We start from the raw sequence: 19,990 nt of genomic DNA, 5'->3' as shown, positions 1-19,990 counted from the left end.
CGCACCGCACCCGGAGCCGCATCCGCGACCGAGCCACAGCCGTACGCCTAGCCATAGCCGTACCCATAGCCGTAGCGACAGCCGTAGCCACCGGTGATCCCGCGCGTACGTTCCCACACCACCGGCCGTCCGCGCCGGGAAAACGACAAGGGCCCCGACCGCACACTGTGCGGCCGGGGCCCCAGGGACGCTCCCTCGCGCCTGACACCGCCTCAGCGCCTCTCAGCGCTTCCCGGTGCGGCGCGATGCGTCCGACTGGCTTCTCACACGTCCGCGCCGGACCCCGTCGTCGGAACCGCGTCAGTGGCTTCCGTCCACAGGTCCTGTTCGGCGCGGTCCGCCTGGATCTGCCGGTACACGAACAGCCCGGCGACGGCGGCCAGTGCGACCAGGAGAATCTTCTTCATGGCGTGACCTCCTCCTTCTACTGGGGACAGCTTCTGACGCGCCCGACTATACAACGCGGCCGAGACCGAACAGTGACCTACCATCCCTTACCGCGATCGACCGGCCATCGACCGGCGATCGCCCCGAGATCGACACCAGATCGGCCCGCGATCTCCGACGACCGCCCCATGACCGCGGGCAACTCCCGGCATTCCCGCACAACGCGAAGACCCCCGGCCATTCCGGCCGGGGGTCTCGCTGCGAGTGGGGCTACCAGGACTTGAACCTGGGGCCTCTTCCTTATCAGGGAAGCGCTCTAACCGTCTGAGCTATAGCCCCGCGCTGCATCGAAAGATTAGCGCACACAGGGCCACGGCCCAAAATCGGTTACTCGTCCTCCGCGAGGGTCAGCTCGACGCCGCCGACGAACCCCGCGGAGAGGTTGTAGATGAAGGCGCCGAGCGTCGCCAGCGCGGTGGCCAGCACCACGTCTATGACCGCGATGATCGTGGTGAACGTCATCACCCGGGACAGGGACAGGAAGGACACCAGGTCGAATCCGCCGCTGCCGCCCTGCTCCGAGGTGGTCGCCTCGCTGATCGTCGAGCCGACGGTGCTGAAGACGCCGATGGTGTCGAGCACCATCCACAACACCGCGACCGCGACGATCGTGCAGACGCCCAGCGCGATGGAGAGCAGGAAGCTCACCTTCATCACCGACCAGGGGTCCGCCTTCGAGACCCGCAGCCGCGCCTTGCGGGTGCGCGGCGCGGTACGGGCGGCGGGCCGCGGCCTGCGCACCCCGGCCGCCGTGGGCGATCCCGGCTGGGTGCCGGGTCCGCCGGACGAGCCCAGCCCACCAGGTCCGCCGAGCCCGCCGGGGCCGGTCGGTCCGGCAGGTCCGGCCGATCCGCCGGAAAGGGCACCCGGTGCCCCCGACGGCGGTGGCGGCGGGTATGCCGACGGCGGCTGATGCGGCGACGGCTGACGGGTGTCCGTCACGGTGTATCCCCCCTCTTGAGGGCCGTTGAGGTTGGACGAGCCAGGGGCACCTCCGGTCATCCCGGCACCACCCGCGGCGCCCGTGGCTCCACTCACGGCTTACTCCTCCGGTTCACCGGCCGCGGGCACGTCACCCTCGGCCGCAGTGTCGGGCTCTCCCTCGCCGACCACAAGGGCCACCTCAGGATCATCCTCCGCCTCGGCGTTGCGCGCGATGCCGACGACGGCGTCGCGCTTACCGAGATTGATCAGTTGAACGCCCATGGTGTCACGGCCGGTCTCCCTGACCTCATTCACCCGTGTCCGGATCACGCCGCCGCTCAGGGTGATGGCGAGGATTTCATCGGTCTCCTCGACCACCAGCGCCCCGACCAGCGAACCGCGGTCCTCCACGATCTTCGCCGCCTTGATGCCGAGTCCGCCGCGACCCTGGACCCGGTACTCGTCGACCCGGGTCCGCTTGGCGTAGCCGCCATCAGTGGCTGTGAAGACGAACGTACCTGCCCGCACGACATTCATGGAGAGGAGTTCGTCACCCTCGCGGAAACTCATGCCCTTAACACCGGAGGTGGCCCGGCCCATCGGGCGCAGCGCCTCGTCCGTCGCGGTGAACCGGATGCACTGCGCCTTCCGGCTGACCAGCAGCAGATCGTCGTCGGCCGACACCAGTTCGGCGCCGATCAGCTCGTCGGACCCGCTGATGCCGCTCTCGGCGGGCTCGGAGTCCCGCAGGTTGATGGCGATCACGCCGCCGGCCCGCGGGGAGTCGTAGTCCTTGAGCGAGGTCTTCTTCACCAGGCCGGACTTGGTGGCGAGCACCAGATACGGCGCCGCCTCGTAGTCCTTGATGGCGAGGATCTGCGCGATCCGCTCGTCCGGCTGGAAGGCCAGCAGGTTGGCGACGTGCTGACCGCGCGCGTCCCGCCCGGCGTCGGGCAGCTCGTATGCCTTGGCGCGGTAGACGCGGCCCTTGTTGGTGAAGAACAGCAGCCACTGATGGGTGGTGGTGACGAAGAAGTGGTCGACGATGTCGTCCTGCTTCAGCTTCGTGCCGCGTACGCCCTTGCCGCCGCGCTTCTGCGACCGGTAGTCCTCGGTCTTGGTGCGCTTGACGTAGCCGCCGCGGCTGATCGTGACGACGATGTCCTCCTCGGCGATCAGGTCCTCCATGGACATGTCGCCGTCGAAGGGCACCAGCTTGCTGCGCCGGTCGTCGCCGAACTTGTCGACGATGGCCTGGAGCTCCTCGCTGATGATCTGCCGCTGCCGCTCGGGCGAGGCCAGGATCGCGTTGTACTCGTTGATCTTCGCCTGCAACTCGTCGTGCTCGGCGACGATCTTCTGCCGCTCCAGGGCGGCCAGCCGGCGGAGCTGCATCTCCAGGATCGCGTTGGCCTGGATCTCGTCGATCGTGAGCAGGCCCATCAGGCCCTCGCGCGCGGTCTCGACCGTGTCGCTGCGCCGGATCAGCGCGATGACCTCGTCGATCGCGTCGAGCGCCTTGAGCAGACCGCGCAGGATGTGGGCGCGCTCCTCGGCCTTGCGCAGCCGGAAGCGGGTGCGCCGGACGATGACCTCGACCTGGTGCGCCACCCAGTTGCGGATGAAGGCGTCGAGCGACAGCGTGCGCGGCACCCCGTCGACCAGGGCCAGCATGTTGGCGCCGAAGTTGGTCTGCAGGTCGGTGTGCTTGTAGAGGTTGTTCAGCACCACCTTGGCGACCGCGTCGCGCTTGAGCACGATGACCAGGCGCTGGCCGGTACGGGAGGAGGTCTCGTCGCGGACGTCCGCGATGCCGCCGATCTTGGCGTCCTTCACCAGGTCGGCGATCTTCTGCGCCAGGTTGTCCGGGTTGACCTGGTACGGCAGCTCGGTGACGACCAGGCACTGCCGGTTCTGGATCTCCTCGACCTCGACGATCGCCCGCATCGTGATGGAGCCGCGGCCGGTGCGGTAGGCCTCCTCGATGCCCTTGCGGCCCACCACCAGGGCGCCGGTCGGGAAGTCGGGGCCCTTGATCCGCTCGATCAGCGCGTCGAGCAGCTCCTCGGCGGTCGCCTCCGGGTTGGCCAGGAACCACTGGGCGCCGTCGGCGACCTCGCGCAGGTTGTGCGGCGGGATGTTGGTCGCCATCCCGACCGCGATCCCGGCGGAGCCGTTGATCAGCAGGTTCGGGAAGCGGGCCGGCAGGACCGTCGGCTCCTGGTTGCGGCCGTCGTAGTTGTCCTGGTGGTCGACGGTCTCCTCGTCGATGTCCCTGACCATCTCCATGGACAGCGGCATCATCTTGCACTCGGTGTACCGCATGGCGGCGGCCGGGTCGTTGCCCGGTGAACCGAAGTTGCCGTTGGAGTCCACCAGCGGCATCCGCATCGACCACGGCTGCGCCAGCCGGACCAGCGCGTCGTAGATCGAGGAGTCGCCGTGCGGATGGTAGGTACCCATCACGTCACCGACGACGCGGGCGCACTTGTAGAAGCCCTTCTCCGGCCGGTAGCCGCCGTCGTACATCGCGAAGAGCACCCGGCGGTGCACCGGCTTGAGGCCGTCCCGCACGTCCGGCAGGGCGCGCGAGACGATGACGGACATCGCGTAGTCGAGGTAACTGCGCTGCATCTCCGTCTCGAGCCCGACCGGCTCGATCCGCAGCCCGCCGGAGGCGTTGCGCAGATCCATCTCGGACTCGGGAAGGTCGGGTACGGGTGGGACGTCGGGAAGGTTGGAAGACTCGTCGGCCATCGCTGTCAGATAGTCCTTTCACACGGCACACATGACTCACCCGGCTGACGCAGCCGTGGCGGCCAAAGTCAGGCCGACTCAGATGTCCAGGAAGCGGACGTCCTTGGCATTGCGCTGGATGAAGGTGCGCCGTGCCTCCACGTCCTCGCCCATCAGCACCGAGAACAGGTCGTCGGCCTGCGCCGCGTCGTCCAGGGTGACCTTGCCGAGCACGCGGTGATCGATGTCCATCGTGGTGACCCGCAGCTCCTCGGCGTTCATCTCGCCGAGGCCCTTGAAGCGCTGGATGGAGTCCTCACGGATCCGCTTGCCGCTGTTCTTGCCCAGCACGACCAGGGCGTCGCGCTCACGGTCGGAGTACGCGTACTCCCAGTCCTCCCGGCCCCACTTGATCTTGTAGAGCGGCGGGCGGGACAGGTAGACGTGCCCGGCCTCGACCAGCGGCCGCATGAAGCGGAAGAGGAAGGTCAGCAGCAGGGTGTTGATGTGCTGGCCGTCGACGTCGGCGTCCGCCATCAAGATGATCTTGTGATAGCGGAGCTTGCCGATGTCGAAGTCCTCGTGCACGCCGGTGCCGAAGGCGGAGATCAGCGCCTGGATCTCGGTGTTCTGCAGGATCTTGTCGATCCGCGCCTTCTCCACGTTGAGGATCTTGCCGCGGATCGGGAGGATCGCCTGGTACTGCGGGTTGCGGCCGGACTTGGCCGAGCCGCCGGCCGAGTCGCCCTCGACGATGAAGATCTCGCACTTCGTCGGGTCGTTGGACTGGCAGTCGCTCAGCTTGCCGGGCAGTGACGCCGACTCCAGCAGCCCCTTGCGCCGGGTCAGGTCCCGGGCCTTGCGGGCCGCGACCCGGGCGGTGGCCGCCTGGATCGACTTGCGGATGATGTCCGCCGCCTCGTTGGGGTTGCGGTCCAGCCAGTCGGTCAGGTGCTCGTGCACGACCTTCTGCACAAACGTCTTGGCCTCGGTGTTGCCGAGCTTGGTCTTGGTCTGGCCCTCGAACTGCGGCTCGCCGAGCTTGACCGAGATGATCGCGGTCAGACCCTCGCGGATGTCCTCACCGGTGAGGTTGTCGTCCTTCTCCCGGAGCAGCTTCTTGTCCCGCGCGTAGCGGTTGACCAGGCCGGTCAGCGCCGCACGGAAGCCCTCTTCGTGGGTGCCGCCCTCATGGGTGTGGATGGTGTTGGCGAAGCTGTAGACACCCTCGCTGTACTGGGTGTTCCACTGCATGGCCACCTCCACCGAGAGCAGCCGCTCCTTGTCCTCCGCCTCGATGTCGATGACGGTGGGGTGGATCAGCTCGCCCTTGCGCGAGTTGAGGTACTTCACGAAGTCGACGATGCCGCCGTCGTAGCGGTACTCCGCGTGCAGCGGCTTGCCGTTCTCGTCCAGCCGGTCGGCGCGCTCGTCGGTGAGCGAGATCCGCAGGCCCTTGTTGAGGAACGCCATCTCCTGGAAGCGCCGGGACAGCGTCTCGAAGGAGTAGTCCGTGGTCTCGAAGATGTCCGCGTCAGACCAGAAGGTGACGGTGGTGCCCGTCTCCTCGGTCTCCTCGTTGCGCGCCAGCGGCGCCGTCGGCACACCCAGCTTGTAGTCCTGCGTCCAGCGGTGGCCGTCGCGGCGGACCTCCACCGCGACCCGGGCGGACAGCGCGTTGACCACCGAGACGCCGACGCCGTGCAGACCGCCGGAGACCGCGTAGCCGCCACCGCCGAACTTGCCGCCGGCGTGCAGCACGGTGAGCACCACCTCGACGGCGGGCTTCCCCTCCGACGGGACGATGTCCACCGGGATACCGCGGCCGTTGTCCACCACGCGGACCCCGCCGTCGGGCAGGATCGTCACGTCGATGGAGTCCGCGTGACCGGCCAGCGCCTCGTCGACGGAGTTGTCGACGACCTCGTACACGAGGTGGTGCAGGCCCCGTTCACCGGTCGAGCCGATGTACATACCGGGGCGCTTGCGCACCGCGTCGAGTCCTTCGAGCACGGTGATCGCGCTGGCGTTGTAGGACTTGTTGGAGTTCTCGTTGGGGTTGCCGGAATCGGCCACGAAGCGCCCTTTCTGGCACAGCACGAGCCGGCTCCCGCGGACGGGATCGGCTGCGTCGTTCGACAGGTTCCGCTGAGGTACCCCTGCCGGTTCTGCCAGGGGAGGGCGGTCTGGAGTCAGTCTACCGGTAGCGGCGACATGAGTGGGGCTTTGCCGGTACCTCAGTTCCCATGTGCCGACCGAACCCGCAGCCGTCCGACTCCCTACACGCGGCCCCGGTGCCAAAACCGCTCACACGGGCATTCAGGGCTTCCGGCTGTCAACCCCCGACTACGCTGAGCAGGGGCACTCTGGTCCCGTCCGCATCACGCCTGCACCAGGGCCACCATCCAGGCCGTGGCGGGCCGCGGAGGGCCATGGACTGCCGGGGACGGCCTGGGACGGTGGTGTCACAGGCATCGACTGCCCGGCATCGGCACCCGCCATGCACGGCGGCTGGGCGGCGGCTGGGCCGGTTGAGCCGATGGGGCCGCTCGGGCCACTGGGGCCACCGGGGCCGCTCGGGCCGCGACCTCAACGGCGGGCGGCAGCGGCACGGCGGCAGCGGCCGGCCGGCGGCTCATCCGTAGGTGTCACCCGGGCCGCGGCTGCCCGGCGCCCGCAGCCGGCCGTAGGAACGCGGCGGCGCGGCCGGGCCCAGTACCTTGATCAGCTTCACCGTGCCGTGGCCGAGATCGGCGTTCAGCCGGGCCACCAGGGTCGGCGCCAGCAGCCGGAGCTGGGTCGCCCAGGCCGTTGAGTCGCAACTCACCGTGAGAATGCTCTCGTCCTCGTCGTAGCGCTCCGGCGAGCAGTGCAGCGCCACCTCCGGGCCGACGAGCTGCGGCCAGCGGCCCATCACACCGCCGACCGCGGCCGGTGCCTCCCAGCCGCGCTCGGTGATCAGCCGGCTGATCGCCGCGCCGAGCGGCAGCGGGTCCCGGCCGTCGGCCCGGGCGCCGCTGCGCAGGCCGCCCCGCCTGGCCTGCTTCTTCTGCACGGCGGCGGCGCCCCTGGCCCTGGCCTGCTCCTTGGCGGCGCGCAGCGCGACCCGGGCGAGGTCCACACCGGCGGGCTCGGCGCCGGAGCCGGGGGGAACGGCGGCGGGGTGAGCGGGGGCGGCGGCATCGGCGGCGGCGGGAGAAGAAGACCGCCTGGCCGCGGCGGGCACGCCCGCCTGCCGCGCGCCCGGTACGCCCGTCCCCGCCGCGCCCAGCGGTTCCTGCTCGCTCACTGCCGCACCACCGTCCCGTTCTCCACCGAGAACCGGGTACCCGCGAGCACACCCGGCACATCGTCGTCGACCGCCGCCGTCACCAGCACCTGCTCACCGGGCGCCACCAGCTCGGCCAGCCGCTCCCGGCGCCGCGCGTCCAGCTCAGCGAACACATCGTCGAGCACCAGCACCGGCTCACCGCCGTCCGCGCGCAGCAGCTCGTACGACGCCAGCCGCAGCGCCAGCGCGTACGACCACGACTCGCCATGACTGGCATAGCCCTTCGCGGGCATCGCGCCCAGCTTCAGCACCAGATCGTCACGATGCGGACCCACCAGCGTCACACCACGCTCGATCTCCTGGCGCCGCGCCTCGGCCAGCGCCTCGAGCAGCCGCCCGTAGAGCTCCTCCCGGCTGCCGGGGCCGGCCGGCCGCTCCCGGCCGGTGACCGAGCCGGTGATCGAGCCGGTGATCGAGCCGGCGGCCGACGGATCCCCGGCGCCGCCCCGCTCCGCACCGATCGAGCCGCGGTACTCCAGGCCGACCGGGCCACCGCCGGGGGCGAGCTGCTCATACGCCTTGTCGGTCAGCGGCTGGAGCGCGGCCACCAGATCAAGCCGCTGGGCCAGCAGCTCCGATCCCACCCGGGCCAGATGCTGGTCCCACACATCGAGGGTGGACAGATCCGCGCCGCGGCCGCCGTGCCTACGGGCCAGCGCCGCGGTCTTCAGCAGGGTGTTGCGCTGCTTGAGCACCCGCTCGTAGTCGCTGCGCACCCCGGCCAGCCGTGGCGCGCGAGCGGTGATCAGCTCGTCGAGGAAACGGCGGCGCTCCCCCGGATCGCCCTTCACCAGGGCCAGATCCTCGGGGGCGAAGAGCACACTGCGGACGATGCCCAGCACATCACGCGGCTTGGCCTGGGACGAGCGATTGATCCGGGCCCTGTTGGCCCGGCCCGGATTGATCTCCAGCTCGACCAACTGCCGCCGGTCGTCCTGCACCACCTGGGCCCGCAGCACCGCCCGGTCCGCGCCGACCCGGATCAGCGGCGCGTCGGTGGCGACCCGGTGGCTGCCGAGGGTGGCCAGATAGCCGATCGCCTCGACCAGATTGGTCTTGCCCTGCCCGTTGGGGCCCACGAAAACGGTGACGCCCGGGTCGAGAGGGACCTCGGCCCGGGCATAGGAGCGGAAGTCGGCGAGCGACAGGTGCGCTACGTGCATCGCGTGCTGTGGCGCTGGGCGCGCCGACCTCCCTGCTCTGGCGTGCGGTGCGGCTGACCGGGGGACCGGCGGGCGGGGCCGGCGACCGCTACGGCCACCGGGCCCGCCCGCCGGTCCCCCGGCCCAGCGGCCTATTCGGCCGCGGTGACCGCGTGGCCGCCGAACTCGTTACGGAGCGCGGCCACCATCTTCATCTGCGGCGAGTCGTCCTGACGGGACGAGAAGCGGGCGAACAGCGAGGCGGTGATCGCCGGCAGCGGCACCGCGTTGTCGATCGCGGCCTCGACCGTCCAGCGGCCCTCGCCGGAGTCATCGGCGTAACCCCGCAGGTTGTGCAGGTGCTCGTCCTTGTCCAGGGCGTCCACCGCGAGGTCGAGCAGCCAGGAGCGGATGACCGTGCCGGACTTCCAGGAGCGGAAGACCTCACGGACGTCGGTGACGGAACCGACCGCTTCGAGCAGCTCCCAGCCCTCGGCGTAGGCCTGCATCATCGCGTACTCGATGCCGTTGTGGACCATCTTGGCGAAGTGGCCCGCGCCGACCCGGCCGGCGTGCACCGCGCCGGAGTCGCCCTCGGGCTTGAGGGCGTCGAAGATCGGCTGCGCCTTGGCGACGTCCTCGTCGGTGCCGCCGTACATCAGGGCGTAGCCGTTGGCCAGGCCCCAGACGCCGCCGGAGACGCCGCAGTCGACGAAGCCGATGCCCTTCTGCTTGAGCTGCTCCGCGTGCTTCTCGTCGTCCGACCAGCGGGAGTTTCCGCCGTCCACCACGACATCGCCGGGGGAGAGCAGCTCGCCCAGCTCGTCGATGGTCGACTGGGTGGGGCCGCCGGCCGGGACCATCACCCACACCACCCGGGGGGCCTGCAGCGAATCCACCAGCGCCTTGAGGCTGTGGACATCGGCAAGATCCGGGTTCCGGTCGAACCCGATGACCGTGTGGCCGGCGCGGCGGATGCGCTCGCGCATGTTGCCACCCATCTTGCCGAGACCGATGAGACCGAGCTCCATCACTGATCCTTCGTTTCGGGGCCGTTTCGAGGCGTTGGACGCGTGCCTGGGATTGAGCAGCCTGACCTGAGGGTGAGCCTACGTGGGCCCCGCCGTGACGGCTCAGCCGGACAGCCGCACCGGCATGATCAGGTACTTGTACGCGTCGTCGGCCTCGGCGTCCGCCGCCGGGCGACCGCTGAGCAGCGCGGGCTTGGTGGAGGTGGTGAAGGAGAGCTGGGCCACCGGGGAATCGATCGCGCTCAGACCGTCGAGCAGGAAGGTCGGGTTGAAGGCGATCGAGATGTCGTCGCCCTCCAGCTTGGCGTCGACCCTTTCCACAGCCTGTGCGTCGTCGCTGGAACCGGCCTCCAGCGTCAGCACACCCTGCTCGAAGCTCAGCCGCACCGGGGTGTTGCGCTCGGCCACCAGGGAGACGCGCTTGACCGCCTCCACGAAGGGGGCGGTGTCGATCACCGCGATCGAGGCGAACTCGGTCGGGAAGAGCGTCCGGTACTTCGGCAGGTCGCCTTCGAGCAACCGGGTGGTGGTGCGGCGGCCCGCGCCCTCGAAGCCGATCAGGCCCTCACCGGCGCCGGAGCCGGCCAGCGCGATCGAGACCGTGTCGCCGTTGGTCAGCGACTTGGCGGTGTCGAGCAGCGTCTTGGCGGGCACCAGGGCGACCGCGGAGATGTCGGACTGCTCGGGCTTCCACAGGAACTCGCGGACCGCGAAGCGGTAGCGGTCGGTGGCGGCCAGCGTGACGGTGTCGCCCTCGATCTCGATCCGCACCCCGGTGAGCACCGGCAGCGTGTCGTCCCGGCCGGCCGCGATGGCCACCTGGGCGGCGGCCGCGGCGAAGACCTCGCCGGGGACGGTGCCGGAGGCGGTGGGCATCGCGGGCAGCGTCGGATACTCCTCCACCGGCAGCGTGTGGAGGGTGAACCGCGAGCTGCCGCAGACGACGGTGACCCGTACGCCATCGGTGGAGATCTCCACCGGGCGGTTGGGAAGGGCGCGGGAGATGTCGGCGAGCAGCCGGCCGGAGACGAGGACGGTGCCCTCCTCGTCCACATCGGCGTCCACCGCGACCCGGGCCGACACCTCGTAGTCGAAGCCGGAGAGGCTGAGCCTGCCCTCCTCCGCCTTCAGCAGCAGCCCGGCGAGGACCGGCACCGGGGGACGGGCCGGGAGGCTGCGGGCTGCCCAAGCCACTGCCTCGGCGAGTACGTCGCGCTCCACCCGGATCTTCACCGGAACCGCCTCCTGCTTGTTGCTGGCTGTCGGGGACCAGTCTGACCTACCGGACTGACAGCAGGTGCGGGTTGGCGTCAAGCCGCGACACGGCGGCAGGGCGGCGGCGGCCCGAGTTGTACACAGCCCCCGCTTCGAAGCCGTTTCCCCCTTCTCTACGTGTAGTCGTAGTAGTAGGGGTTGTGGATACCGTGGATAAGTGGTTCCCGCGCAGGTCAGACCCGATTTTTTGTCCACCGCGCCTGTGGACGGCGGCCGTGGATAAACAGGGCCTGTTGTGGACGGACGGAAGTTGTGCACACCCGCTCCACAGGGCACCCCGGGTTCTCCCCAGGTCCGTCCCCAGAAATACCCGGGTTCTCCCCAGCCCAACCCACCACCTTGGTGTGACGCCTTTCACTCTTCCAGGGGACAGAGCGCATTTCCTTGCCGAACAGTGGACAAAGGTGTGGAGAAGTGGCTCCGAGCTGTGCACAACAGCCGCCATCCTGTGGGCGAGCGGTGGACAACTCTGCCCGGCCGGTGTGCGCGCCTTTTGCGTCCACAGCCTGTGGATGACGGTTGCCCACATATCCACATCCTGCTGAGCTGGGCGGATACCTCCGGCAGGAGGCTACCTGTGGACGCAGCTGGGACAACTTGGCTGTCCCCAGGGTGTGGACGCCGGGATCCCCGATTTTCTGTGGAGAACTGCCCCTGGTGGAGAGCGAATCGAACAGCGCCTCCTCGGACGAGTGAACAAAAAGCGGCGCCCCGGGATCGATCCCGGGGCGCCGCCGGCGCTGAGGCCGCCGTCGAGAGCCGACGGCGCGGCCGTCAGCTCTTGATGCGGTTGGTGAGTTCCGTCACCTGGTTGTAGATGGACCGCCGCTCCGCCATCAGCGAGCGGATCTTGCGGTCGGCGTGCATCACCGTGGTGTGGTCCCGGCCGCCGAAGAGCGCGCCGATCTTCGGCAGCGACAGATCGGTCAGCTCACGGCAGAGATACATGGCGATCTGCCGCGCGGTGACCAGCACCCGGCTGCGCGAGGAGCCGGACAGGTCCTCCACCGCGAGACCGAAGTACGCCGCCGTCTCGGCCATGATCGCGGTGCCGCTGATCTCCGGCACCGAGTCGTCGCCGCCCGGGATCAGATCCTTCAGCACGATCTCGGTGAGCTGGAGATCCACCGGCTGCCGGTTGAGGCTGGCGAAGGCGGTGACCCGGATCAGCGCCCCCTCCAGCTCGCGGATGTTGCGGGAGATCCGCGAGGCGATGAACTCCAGTACCTCGGGTGGCGCGTTGAGCTGCTCCTGCACCGCCTTCTTGCGCAGGATGGCGATCCGGGTCTCCAGCTCGGGCGGCTGGACGTCGGTGATCAGGCCCCACTCGAAGCGGTTGCGCAGCCGGTCCTCCAGGGTCACGAGCTGCTTGGGCGGCCGGTCCGAGGAGAGCACGATCTGCTTGTTGGCGTTGTGCAGGGTGTTGAAGGTGTGGAAGAACTCCTCCTGCGTCGACTCCTTCTGCGCCAGGAACTGGATGTCGTCGACCAGCAGGATGTCCATGTCCCGGTAGCGCTTGCGGAACGCGTCCGCCTTGCCGTCCCGGATCGAGTTGATGAACTCGTTGGTGAACTCCTCGGAGCTGACGTACCTGACCCGGGTGCCGGGGTACAGGCTGCGCGCGTAGTGCCCGATGGCGTGCAGCAGGTGCGTCTTGCCGAGGCCGGACTCGCCGTAGATGAAGAGCGGGTTGTACGCCTTGGCCGGCGCCTCGGCGACCGCCACCGCGGCGGCGTGCGCGAAGCGGTTCGAGGCGCCGATGACGAAGGTGTCGAAGAGGTACTTCGGGTTCAGCCGGGCGGTCGGCTCGACGGCGCCGCCCGAGGAGCCGCCGCCGTGCGCCCCGTGGCCGCCGGGACCGGCGTGGTTGCCCGGCCCGCCGGACGGCCCGCCCGGCGACTGCTCGGCGCGGGAGGACGGCACCTGTCCCTGCGGCTGGTACCCGGCGGACGGGTAGGACGGACGGCTCTGGTGGCCCTGGTGCGGTACCGACGGGTAGCCGTCATGGGGCTCCGGCCGGTAGCGGGACTCACCGCGCGGCCCCTCGTAGGAGCCGGGCTGGGCCTCGTACGAGCCGGACTGCCCGTCGTAGGGGTCGCGCCTGCGGTCGGCCGGACCGTACTGCTCCCGCTGACCGCCGTACGGTCCCGGGTCGCGGTCCTGGAAGCCGCCGCCCGGCGGACCCCAGCCGGCCGGGCCCGACTGCTGCCAGTCGCTGTGCTCGGGGTAGGCCGGGCGCATCCGCGGGCCGCCCTGGTCGTAAGGGTCCTGCGCCGACGGATCGGGCCGGTCGGGCCGCTCGGGCGGCGGCTGCTCCTGGTCGCCGCCGGAGGCGACGGCGATGGCGATGCCGACGGAGTGACCGAACTCACGGCTGAGCACCTCGGTGATCAGGGGCAGCAGCCGCCCCTCCAGCACGCTCTTGGCGAACTCGTTGGGCGCCGAGAGCACCGCGGTGCCGGCCACCAGGGCGAGCGGCTGGGTGCGCTTGAGCCACTCGGCGTCCTTGGGCTTCAGATCCTCGCTGTCCACCAGGAGTTTCTGGAGGACCCGCGGCCACACTGCGGCAAGATCGGCAGTCACGTCGGCCACGGTGCACGCTCTCTCGGTGTCTGGTGGTGCTGAGAACTCCCGCGAAAGTGTGATCGTCGGGACGGGCGGGAAGGGTACGAAGTTCGGTGCCGGCTCAGTACCGAGTCCCGTCACGGTAGTCAGGGCGACCTGCGCGGTTCAAGTCGTTGTCCACAGGCTGTGTACAAATGGCGGGGCGCCACCGCCTGGTTTGACCGGATGGCCTAGCCGCACGTACCGTATCGAGGTCGAGTTGTCGATGGCTGCTGCCGCCTGCCTACCGATGGGCGAAGATCTTCCGGATACGTTCGGACGGTCGTTGAAGCGGTGCACCCGATTGTTCCGCGAGTTTTTCGTGGGCGCACGGTGACAGCCAGGCGACTCCCGTCGGACCCTTCGGACCCACGATTCCCCCTGGAGCCCCCGAGTGAGCAAGCGCACCTTCCAGCCGAACAACCGCCGTCGTGCGAAGACCCACGGCTTCCGTCTGCGTATGCGCACCCGCGCCGGTCGCGCGATCATCGCGACCCGTCGCACCAAGGGCCGCGCCAAGCTCTCCGCCTGATCGCCACAGGTCCCATGCCGTGCTGTCCACCGAGAATCGGCTGAGGAGACGGCAGGACTTCGCAGAAGCGGTTCGCCGCGGACGCCGAGCGGGCCGCCCGCTTCTGGTTGTCCATCTGCGCCGGGACACAACGGACCCGCATGTGCCAGGGGGGCGCACCCCCCCGGCGCGTGCGGGTTTCGTCGTGAGCAAGGCGGTGGGTGGCTCCGTGCAACGCAATCTGATCAAGCGCCGACTGCGTCATCTCGTCCGCGACCGTCTGTCACTGCTGCCCCCCGGTAGCCTGGTGGTAGTACGCGCGCTGCCGGGAGCCGGCAGCGCGGACCATGAAGAGCTGGCCCTCGACCTGGATGCCGCACTGTCGCGGCTGCTGGGTCGTGACACCCATGGCGACGCCGAGGGGAGGGTGGCCCGATGAAATATCCGTTGCTGGCGCTGATCAAGCTGTACCAGTGGACGATCAGTCCGCTGCTCGGCCCGGTGTGCCGGTACTACCCCTCCTGCTCGCACTACGGGTACACCGCCATCGACCGGCACGGTGCGATCAAGGGCACCGTACTGACCGCGTGGCGCATCCTGCGGTGCAATCCGTGGTCGCCGGGTGGTGTGGATCATGTCCCGCCGCGTAAGCGACCGCCATGGCACGATCGGCTGCGCCGCTATCTGCGGGGCGGCTCCGACGGGCCCGTCACGCCCGAGCCCACCGGACCCTCTCACGCACAAGGAGCCTGACTGTGGGGATCCTCAACCCCCTCTATGACGCCGTCTCGTGGATCATCGTTCAATTCCACTCCTTCTACAGCCTGATCTTCCAAGCGAACAGCGGCTGGGCGTGGGGTCTGTCGATCGTCTCGCTGGTGGTCCTGATCCGCACGGCCCTGATTCCGCTCTTCGTGAAGCAGATCAAGTCCACGCGGAACATGCAGGTGCTCCAGCCGAAGATGAAGGCGATCCAGGAGCGCTACAAGAACGACCGCCAGAAGCAGTCCGAAGAGATGATGAAGCTGTACAAGGAGACGGGCACCAACCCGCTCTCCTCGTGCCTGCCGATCCTCGTCCAGTCACCGTTCTTCTTCGCGCTGTACCACGTGCTGAGCAACGTCGCCAAGGGCAAGCCGGTCGGCGTCATCCACGAGAACCTGGTGGAGAGCGCCCAGAGCGCGCACATCTTCGGTGCTCCGCTGCCCGCCAAGTTCCTCGACAGCGCGGCCACGCTGACCCACCTCGGCACCACGCAGACCGAGGTGCGCATTGTCACGCTCATCATGATCGTGCTGATGTCGGCGTCCCAGTTCTACACGCAGCGCCAGCTCATGACCAAGAACGTGGACATGTCGGTGAACACGCCGTTCATGCAGCAGCAGAAGATGCTGATGTACGTGTTCCCGCTGGTCTTCGCGGGCTTCGGCATCATCGCCCCGGTCGGTGTGCTGGTCTACTGGCTGACCACGAACGTGTGGACGATGGGCCAGCAGCTCGTCGTCATCCGGCGCAACCCCACCCCGGGCAGCCTGGCCTTCAAGCAGCGCCAGGAGCGGCTGCGGGCCAAGGGCAAGCTGGTGGAGCCGCCGGAAGAGGTCAAGGCCAAGGAAGCGGTCGAGGCCGCGCGCGCCAACCGCACCCAGCCCAAGCGGCAGTCGAAGTCCCAGCGCACCACGGGCGGCGCCGCCGGTACGACCACCACCGCGGGCGGCTCGGCGCCGCAGGCCGGCGGCAGCTACCGGGCGGACGGCCCCGCGGCCTCCGGTGAGGAGTCCGCCGCCGGTGGCGGGGCCACCAAGAGCTCGGCCGCGCCGAAGGGCGCCGGTAACGGCGGTAACGGCGCGCCCAGGGCCGGCGGCACCGGTAAGCCGGGTGCGCCCAGGGCCGGCGCGCCGCGGGCCGGGTCCGGCCGGGGCGGCAGCCCCAAGGCGGGCCAGAAGTCCAAGCCGGGCAATGCCTCGAAGAAGAAGTAGGCGCGGCACCACTCGCGAGTACCGGCGCACCGGCGAACACCGCCGACGGCAGCAAGAGCTCTAAGAGGAAGTAAAGGGAGAGGTCAGGCGTGAGCGACGTCAACACCACCGCATCCACCGGGGCGGCGGCCGACAGCGGCTCGTCCGCGACCCTCACCCGCCTGGAGCAGGAGGGTGAGATCGCCGCGGACTACCTGGAGGGGTTGCTCGACATCGCCGACCTCGACGGGGACATCGACATGGATGTCGAGGGCGAGCGCGCTTCGGTGTCGATCGTGGGTGACCCCGCCAGCCGCGAGCTGAACAAGCTCGTCGGCCGGGAGGGCGAGGTGCTGGAGGCGCTCCAGGAGCTGACCCGGCTCGCGGTGCACCGGGAGACCGGTGAGCGCAGCCGGCTGATGCTGGACATCGCCGGGTTCCGGGCCCGTAAGCGGACCGAGCTGGCCAAGCTCGGCGCCGACGCGGCGACCGAGGCGAAGGAGACCGGGCTTCCGGTGAAGCTGGACCCGATGACACCCTTCGAGCGCAAGGTGGTGCATGACGCGGTGGCCGCCGCCGGGCTCCGCAGCGAGTCCGAGGGCGAGGAGCCGCACCGCCGAGTGGTCGTGCTTCCCGTCTGACCCTGTCGTCCGTTCTGTCGGCCCCGTCTGTTCGCAGGCGGGGCCGAGGCTTATAAGCCCGATCGAGTCCGCTTGACTGTGTCCGGTGTCTGGCGCCGGACCGAGGAAAGGACAGCACCCCGTGACCGAGGCAGCAGCGGAGCTTCCCCCGCCGCCGGAGCAGGTAGGGACGGTCTTCGGTGACCGCTCCGAGGCTGTGCTGCGCTATGCCGAACTGCTCGCTGACGCGGGGGTGCGCCGTGGGCTGATCGGTCCCCGGGAGGTGCCCCGGCTGTGGGAACGGCATCTGCTGAACTGCGCGGTGCTCTCCGAGGTGATCGACGAGGAAGTATCGGTCTGCGATGTGGGCTCCGGCGCCGGGCTGCCGGGGATTCCGCTGGCACTGGCCAGGCCGGATCTGCGGATCACGCTGCTGGAGCCGCTGCTGCGCAGGACCATGTTCCTCGAAGAGGTGGTGAAGCTGCTCGGCATGACCAATGTCACGGTGGAGCGTGGTCGCGCCGAGGAGATGATGGGCAAGCTGCCGGCGGTGGATGTGGTGACCGCCCGGGCGGTGGCCCCGCTGGAGCGGCTGGCCGGCTGGGGGCTGCCGCTGCTGCGGCCGCACGGTGAGATGGCCGTGCTCAAGGGCGACACCGCGGAGCAGGAGCTGAAGGCCGCCCGTGCGGCGCTGAGCCGGCTCGGCGCGGTGGACGCCCGGGTGGTCCAGGTTGGCGAAGGCATCGTCGACCCGCTGTCCACGGTGGTACGGGTCCTGGTGGGCGAAAGCCCGGGCGGCGTGCGGGCGGCGACCCGGCGGGCGAAGGCGGCACGTGCCCATCGCACCCCGCGGGGTGGGAACGGCGGCCGTCGTCGTCGCTGAGGGCGGCGAGCCACGCTAGGCAACGCCATACCAACGGCAAACCGTCATAATGCGGAGTGTCTGCGGAGATAGTGCCGTGGCGCTGTGCATCGTGTTCCACGTGAAACGTCGCTCGCTGCTCCCCGGAGTGCTCAGCCGTGGTCGCGCCGCTGCTGAAGCCCGTGTCAGTAAACCCGCTCAGAAGACCGGTCCTGTGGACAATTCTCGGGATTTATCCACAGGCAACCGGGCCTCGCTGGTTCAGCACCCCTCCGACATGGCAGGCTCTTCTCATTGCGAGCCTGAAGTCGAGGAGAGTGAGTCCTTGCGGTCCGACGCCAACATCGCGGGGCCGATGGCCGACCCGGTCCCCGGCCCCCGCACAGAAACAGCCGGAGGACCCTTCCCGGGGCCCCCGGGGTTCGGAGGCGATGTTTCACGTGAAACATTGCCTCCCATGGATGACACCCCCATCGGTCGCGCGGCCCAGTTGGCCGTCGAGACGCTGAACCGTGCCGGGGAGGGCCTGCCGCGACCCGCGCAGACCCGGATCATGGTGGTCGCCAACCAGAAGGGCGGGGTCGGCAAGACCACCACAACGGTGAACCTCGCGGCCTCACTGGCTCTGCACGGCAGTCGGGTGCTGGTGATCGACCTCGACCCGCAGGGCAACGCCTCGACGGCGCTGGGCATCGACCATCACGCCGAAGTCCCGTCCATCTACGACGTGTTGGTGGAGAGCAGACCCCTCTCGGACGTTGTCCAGCCGGTCATCGACGTGGAGGGCCTGTTCTGTGCGCCGGCCACCATCGACCTGGCGGGCGCCGAGATCGAACTCGTCTCCCTGGTCGCTCGTGAGAGCAGGCTGCAACGGGCCCTGGACGCCTATGAACAGCCGCTCGACTATGTTCTGATCGACTGCCCGCCCTCTCTCGGTCTACTCACCGTCAACGCGATGGTGGCCGGTGCCGAGGTGGTCATCCCGATCCAGTGCGAGTACTACGCCTTGGAAGGGCTGGGCCAACTGCTGAAGAATGTGGACCTGGTCCGCGCCCACCTCAATCCGAAGCTCTTCGTCTCCACCATCCTGCTGACGATGTACGACGGCCGGACCCGGCTGGCGGCGCAGGTCGCCGAGGAGGTCAGGACGCACTTCGGCAAGGAGGTGCTGCGGACCAGCATCCCGCGGTCGGTCCGCATCTCGGAGGCCCCCAGTTACGGCCAGACCGTGCTGACGTACGACCCCGGATCCAGTGGTGCGCTCTCCTACCTGGAGGCGGCGCGTGAGATGGCGCTGCGCGGCCTGCCGGCCGGCGTGGCCTTGGAGTACGACCCGCAGGGCGAGCAGAGTGAGCACAACCCGCACAGCATGTCGGAGGGCATCCAGTGAGTGATCGACGCAGAGGGCTCGGCCGTGGTCTCGGCGCGCTGATCCCGGCCGCGCCGCAGCCGAACGGCTCGTCGCCGTCGGCGGCACCCGTCCTGACGCCGGAGCGCGGCGTCGCGGCGGCCAAGGTGGCCGGTCTGACGGACCGCAGACCGGCCGAGGCCGCGCCGCCGGTGGTGAGCATCCCTGTTTCACGTGAAACAGAGCCGGATGTCTCCGCGGCGAGAGCCCCGGTCCCCGGGGCCTACTTCGCGGAGTTGGAGCTGGACTCCATCACGCCGAACCCGCGCCAGCCGCGCGAGGTGTTCGACGAGGAAGCGCTCAATGAGCTGATCACTTCCATCAAGGAGGTGGGTCTGCTCCAGCCGGTGGTGGTGCGCCAGATCGGCGCGGACCGCTTTGAGCTGATCATGGGTGAGCGGCGGTGGCGGGCCTGTCGGGAGGCGGGTCTGGAGCGGATCCCGGCGATCGTTCGGGCCACCGACGACGAGAAGCTCTTGCTCGACGCCCTGTTGGAGAACCTGCACCGGGCGCAGCTCAACCCGCTGGAAGAGGCCGCCGCCTACGACCAGTTGCTGCGGGACTTCGCCTGCACCCATGAGCAGCTCGCCGACCGGATCGGGCGCTCCCGTTCCCAGGTGTCCAACACCCTGCGGCTGTTGAAGCTGCCGGCGCCCGTGCAGCGGCGGGTCGCGGCCGGGGTCCTCTCCTTCGGCCATGCCCGGGCGCTGCTCGGTCTCGATGGCGCCGAGGAGCAGGAGACGCTGGCCGGTCGGATCGTCGCCGAGGGGCTTTCGGTGCGGTCGGTCGAGGAGATCGTCACCCTGATCAATGGCGAGTCCAAGTCGCCAAGGAAGTCCGCGACCCCGCGGGCAGGGCGACGGGTCTCCCCGGCGCTGACGCATCTCGCCTCCCGGCTCTCCGATCGATTCGATACCCGGGTGAAGGTCGATCTCGGCCAGAAGCGGGGAAAGATCGTAGTGGAGTTCGCGTCGCTGGAGGATCTGGAGCGCATCCTCGGAGCCATGGCTCCCGGGGAGGGCAAGGTACTGGAGACTCCACTGGATGAGGAGTCCGAGGACGCCGAGGAAACGGACGAGGATTACGAGTGAGGGACGGGCACCCCGGTGAGCCGCCGGGGTGCCCGGGGGCTGCCCGCCCGAGG

The 19,990-nt window shown here is 69.4% G+C and carries 17 protein-coding genes and 1 tRNA gene; 8 read left to right on the top strand and 10 right to left on the bottom strand.

Annotation, left to right across the window (positions count from 1 at the left end):
* Window positions 1-263: 263 nt before the first annotated feature.
* From OG519_RS16900 to dnaA, 10 genes are all read right to left on the bottom strand, one after another.
* Window positions 264-407, bottom strand: coding sequence for a DLW-39 family protein (locus OG519_RS16900; RefSeq protein WP_405584184.1), 144 nt, complete (start codon window positions 405-407; stop codon window positions 264-266).
* 245 nt (window positions 408-652) lie between these two features.
* Window positions 653-726: transfer RNA gene (locus tag OG519_RS16895), tRNA-Ile, on the bottom strand.
* A gap of 48 nt (window positions 727-774) precedes the next feature.
* Entirely contained in the window at window positions 775-1,449 is a 675-nt protein-coding gene (locus OG519_RS16890) for a DUF3566 domain-containing protein (RefSeq protein WP_405592783.1), read from the bottom strand.
* 39 nt (window positions 1,450-1,488) lie between these two features.
* The gene (gene gyrA / locus OG519_RS16885) at window positions 1,489-4,128 is read right to left on the bottom strand and encodes a DNA gyrase subunit A (RefSeq protein ID WP_405584183.1); all 2,640 of its coding nucleotides are present in this window, start codon (window positions 4,126-4,128) and stop codon (window positions 1,489-1,491) included.
* A 78-nt stretch (window positions 4,129-4,206) separates the two neighbouring features.
* Window positions 4,207-6,207 (bottom strand): DNA topoisomerase (ATP-hydrolyzing) subunit B, encoded by a 2,001-nt coding sequence (gene gyrB / locus OG519_RS16880; RefSeq protein WP_405584180.1) that lies wholly within the window; start codon window positions 6,205-6,207, stop codon window positions 4,207-4,209.
* A gap of 535 nt (window positions 6,208-6,742) precedes the next feature.
* The gene (locus tag OG519_RS16875; protein ID WP_405592781.1) at window positions 6,743-7,228 is read right to left on the bottom strand and encodes a DUF721 domain-containing protein; all 486 of its coding nucleotides are present in this window, start codon (window positions 7,226-7,228) and stop codon (window positions 6,743-6,745) included.
* A 164-nt stretch (window positions 7,229-7,392) separates the two neighbouring features.
* The gene (gene recF / locus OG519_RS16870) at window positions 7,393-8,601 is read right to left on the bottom strand and encodes a DNA replication/repair protein RecF (protein ID WP_405584178.1); all 1,209 of its coding nucleotides are present in this window, start codon (window positions 8,599-8,601) and stop codon (window positions 7,393-7,395) included.
* 131 nt (window positions 8,602-8,732) lie between these two features.
* The gene (gene gnd, locus OG519_RS16865) at window positions 8,733-9,611 is read right to left on the bottom strand and encodes a phosphogluconate dehydrogenase (NAD(+)-dependent, decarboxylating) (protein WP_405584175.1); all 879 of its coding nucleotides are present in this window, start codon (window positions 9,609-9,611) and stop codon (window positions 8,733-8,735) included.
* Between the two features lie 102 nt (window positions 9,612-9,713).
* The gene (gene dnaN / locus OG519_RS16860; RefSeq protein ID WP_405584172.1) at window positions 9,714-10,844 is read right to left on the bottom strand and encodes a DNA polymerase III subunit beta; all 1,131 of its coding nucleotides are present in this window, start codon (window positions 10,842-10,844) and stop codon (window positions 9,714-9,716) included.
* A gap of 816 nt (window positions 10,845-11,660) precedes the next feature.
* The gene (gene dnaA, locus OG519_RS16855; RefSeq protein ID WP_405584169.1) at window positions 11,661-13,478 is read right to left on the bottom strand and encodes a chromosomal replication initiator protein DnaA; all 1,818 of its coding nucleotides are present in this window, start codon (window positions 13,476-13,478) and stop codon (window positions 11,661-11,663) included.
* Between the two features lie 406 nt (window positions 13,479-13,884).
* Between dnaA and rpmH the strand changes: the two genes are divergently transcribed.
* The 8 genes from rpmH to OG519_RS16815 all read left to right on the top strand — a co-directional run bounded on the left by rpmH (window position 13,885) and on the right by OG519_RS16815 (window position 19,937).
* Window positions 13,885-14,022 (top strand): 50S ribosomal protein L34, encoded by a 138-nt coding sequence (rpmH, locus tag OG519_RS16850; RefSeq protein ID WP_405584166.1) that lies wholly within the window; start codon window positions 13,885-13,887, stop codon window positions 14,020-14,022.
* Window positions 14,023-14,041: 19 nt separating this feature from the next.
* Window positions 14,042-14,440 (top strand): ribonuclease P protein component, encoded by a 399-nt coding sequence (rnpA, locus tag OG519_RS16845; protein WP_405584163.1) that lies wholly within the window; start codon window positions 14,042-14,044, stop codon window positions 14,438-14,440.
* Window positions 14,437-14,754 carry a membrane protein insertion efficiency factor YidD gene (yidD, locus tag OG519_RS16840; RefSeq protein ID WP_405584160.1) on the top strand — a complete coding sequence of 106 codons (318 nt, stop codon included), beginning with the start codon at window positions 14,437-14,439 and terminating at the stop codon, window positions 14,752-14,754. The genes rnpA and yidD overlap by 4 nt, the downstream gene beginning before the upstream one ends.
* 2 nt (window positions 14,755-14,756) lie before the next feature.
* Entirely contained in the window at window positions 14,757-15,977 is a 1,221-nt protein-coding gene (gene yidC, locus OG519_RS16835) for a membrane protein insertase YidC (RefSeq protein WP_405584158.1), read from the top strand.
* An 89-nt stretch (window positions 15,978-16,066) separates the two neighbouring features.
* Entirely contained in the window at window positions 16,067-16,597 is a 531-nt protein-coding gene (locus OG519_RS16830) for a protein jag (RefSeq protein WP_405584156.1), read from the top strand.
* A gap of 121 nt (window positions 16,598-16,718) precedes the next feature.
* A complete protein-coding gene (rsmG, locus tag OG519_RS16825; RefSeq protein WP_405584154.1) occupies window positions 16,719-17,459 on the top strand; it encodes a 16S rRNA (guanine(527)-N(7))-methyltransferase RsmG in 741 nt (246 codons plus the stop codon).
* 256 nt (window positions 17,460-17,715) lie between these two features.
* Window positions 17,716-18,828: a ParA family protein gene (locus OG519_RS16820; RefSeq protein ID WP_405584151.1), complete on the top strand. Its 1,113-nt coding sequence runs from the start codon at window positions 17,716-17,718 to the stop codon at window positions 18,826-18,828.
* Window positions 18,825-19,937: a ParB/RepB/Spo0J family partition protein gene (locus OG519_RS16815; protein ID WP_405584148.1), complete on the top strand. Its 1,113-nt coding sequence runs from the start codon at window positions 18,825-18,827 to the stop codon at window positions 19,935-19,937. Before OG519_RS16820 ends, OG519_RS16815 begins: the two co-directional genes overlap by 4 nt.
* The last annotated feature ends 53 nt before the right edge of the window (window positions 19,938-19,990 follow it).

This window comes from Streptomyces sp. NBC_01190 (assembly GCF_045039895.1).
GTDB lineage: Bacteria > Actinomycetota > Actinomycetes > Streptomycetales > Streptomycetaceae > Actinacidiphila.
The sequence above is the reverse complement of the archived record's forward strand: the minus strand, read 5'-3'. Positions and strand labels throughout refer to the sequence as shown.

What these genes read in the sequence shown, in the direction of transcription:
- OG519_RS16900 (WP_405584184.1), bottom strand. Translation starts at nt 407, where the DNA reads ATGAAGAAGATTCTCCTGGTCGCACTGGCCGCCGTCGCCGGGCTGTTC.
- OG519_RS16890 (WP_405592783.1), bottom strand. Translation starts at nt 1,449, where the DNA reads ATGACCGGAGGTGCCCCTGGCTCGTCCAACCTCAACGGCCCTCAAGAG.
- gyrA (WP_405584183.1), bottom strand. Translation starts at nt 4,128, where the DNA reads ATGGCCGACGAGTCTTCCAACCTTCCCGACGTCCCACCCGTACCCGAC.
- recF (WP_405584178.1), bottom strand. Translation starts at nt 8,601, where the DNA reads ATGCACGTAGCGCACCTGTCGCTCGCCGACTTCCGCTCCTATGCCCGG.
- gnd (WP_405584175.1), bottom strand. Translation starts at nt 9,611, where the DNA reads ATGGAGCTCGGTCTCATCGGTCTCGGCAAGATGGGTGGCAACATGCGC.
- yidD (WP_405584160.1), top strand. Translation starts at nt 14,437, where the DNA reads ATGAAATATCCGTTGCTGGCGCTGATCAAGCTGTACCAGTGGACGATC.
- OG519_RS16820 (WP_405584151.1), top strand. Translation starts at nt 17,716, where the DNA reads ATGGCAGGCTCTTCTCATTGCGAGCCTGAAGTCGAGGAGAGTGAGTCC.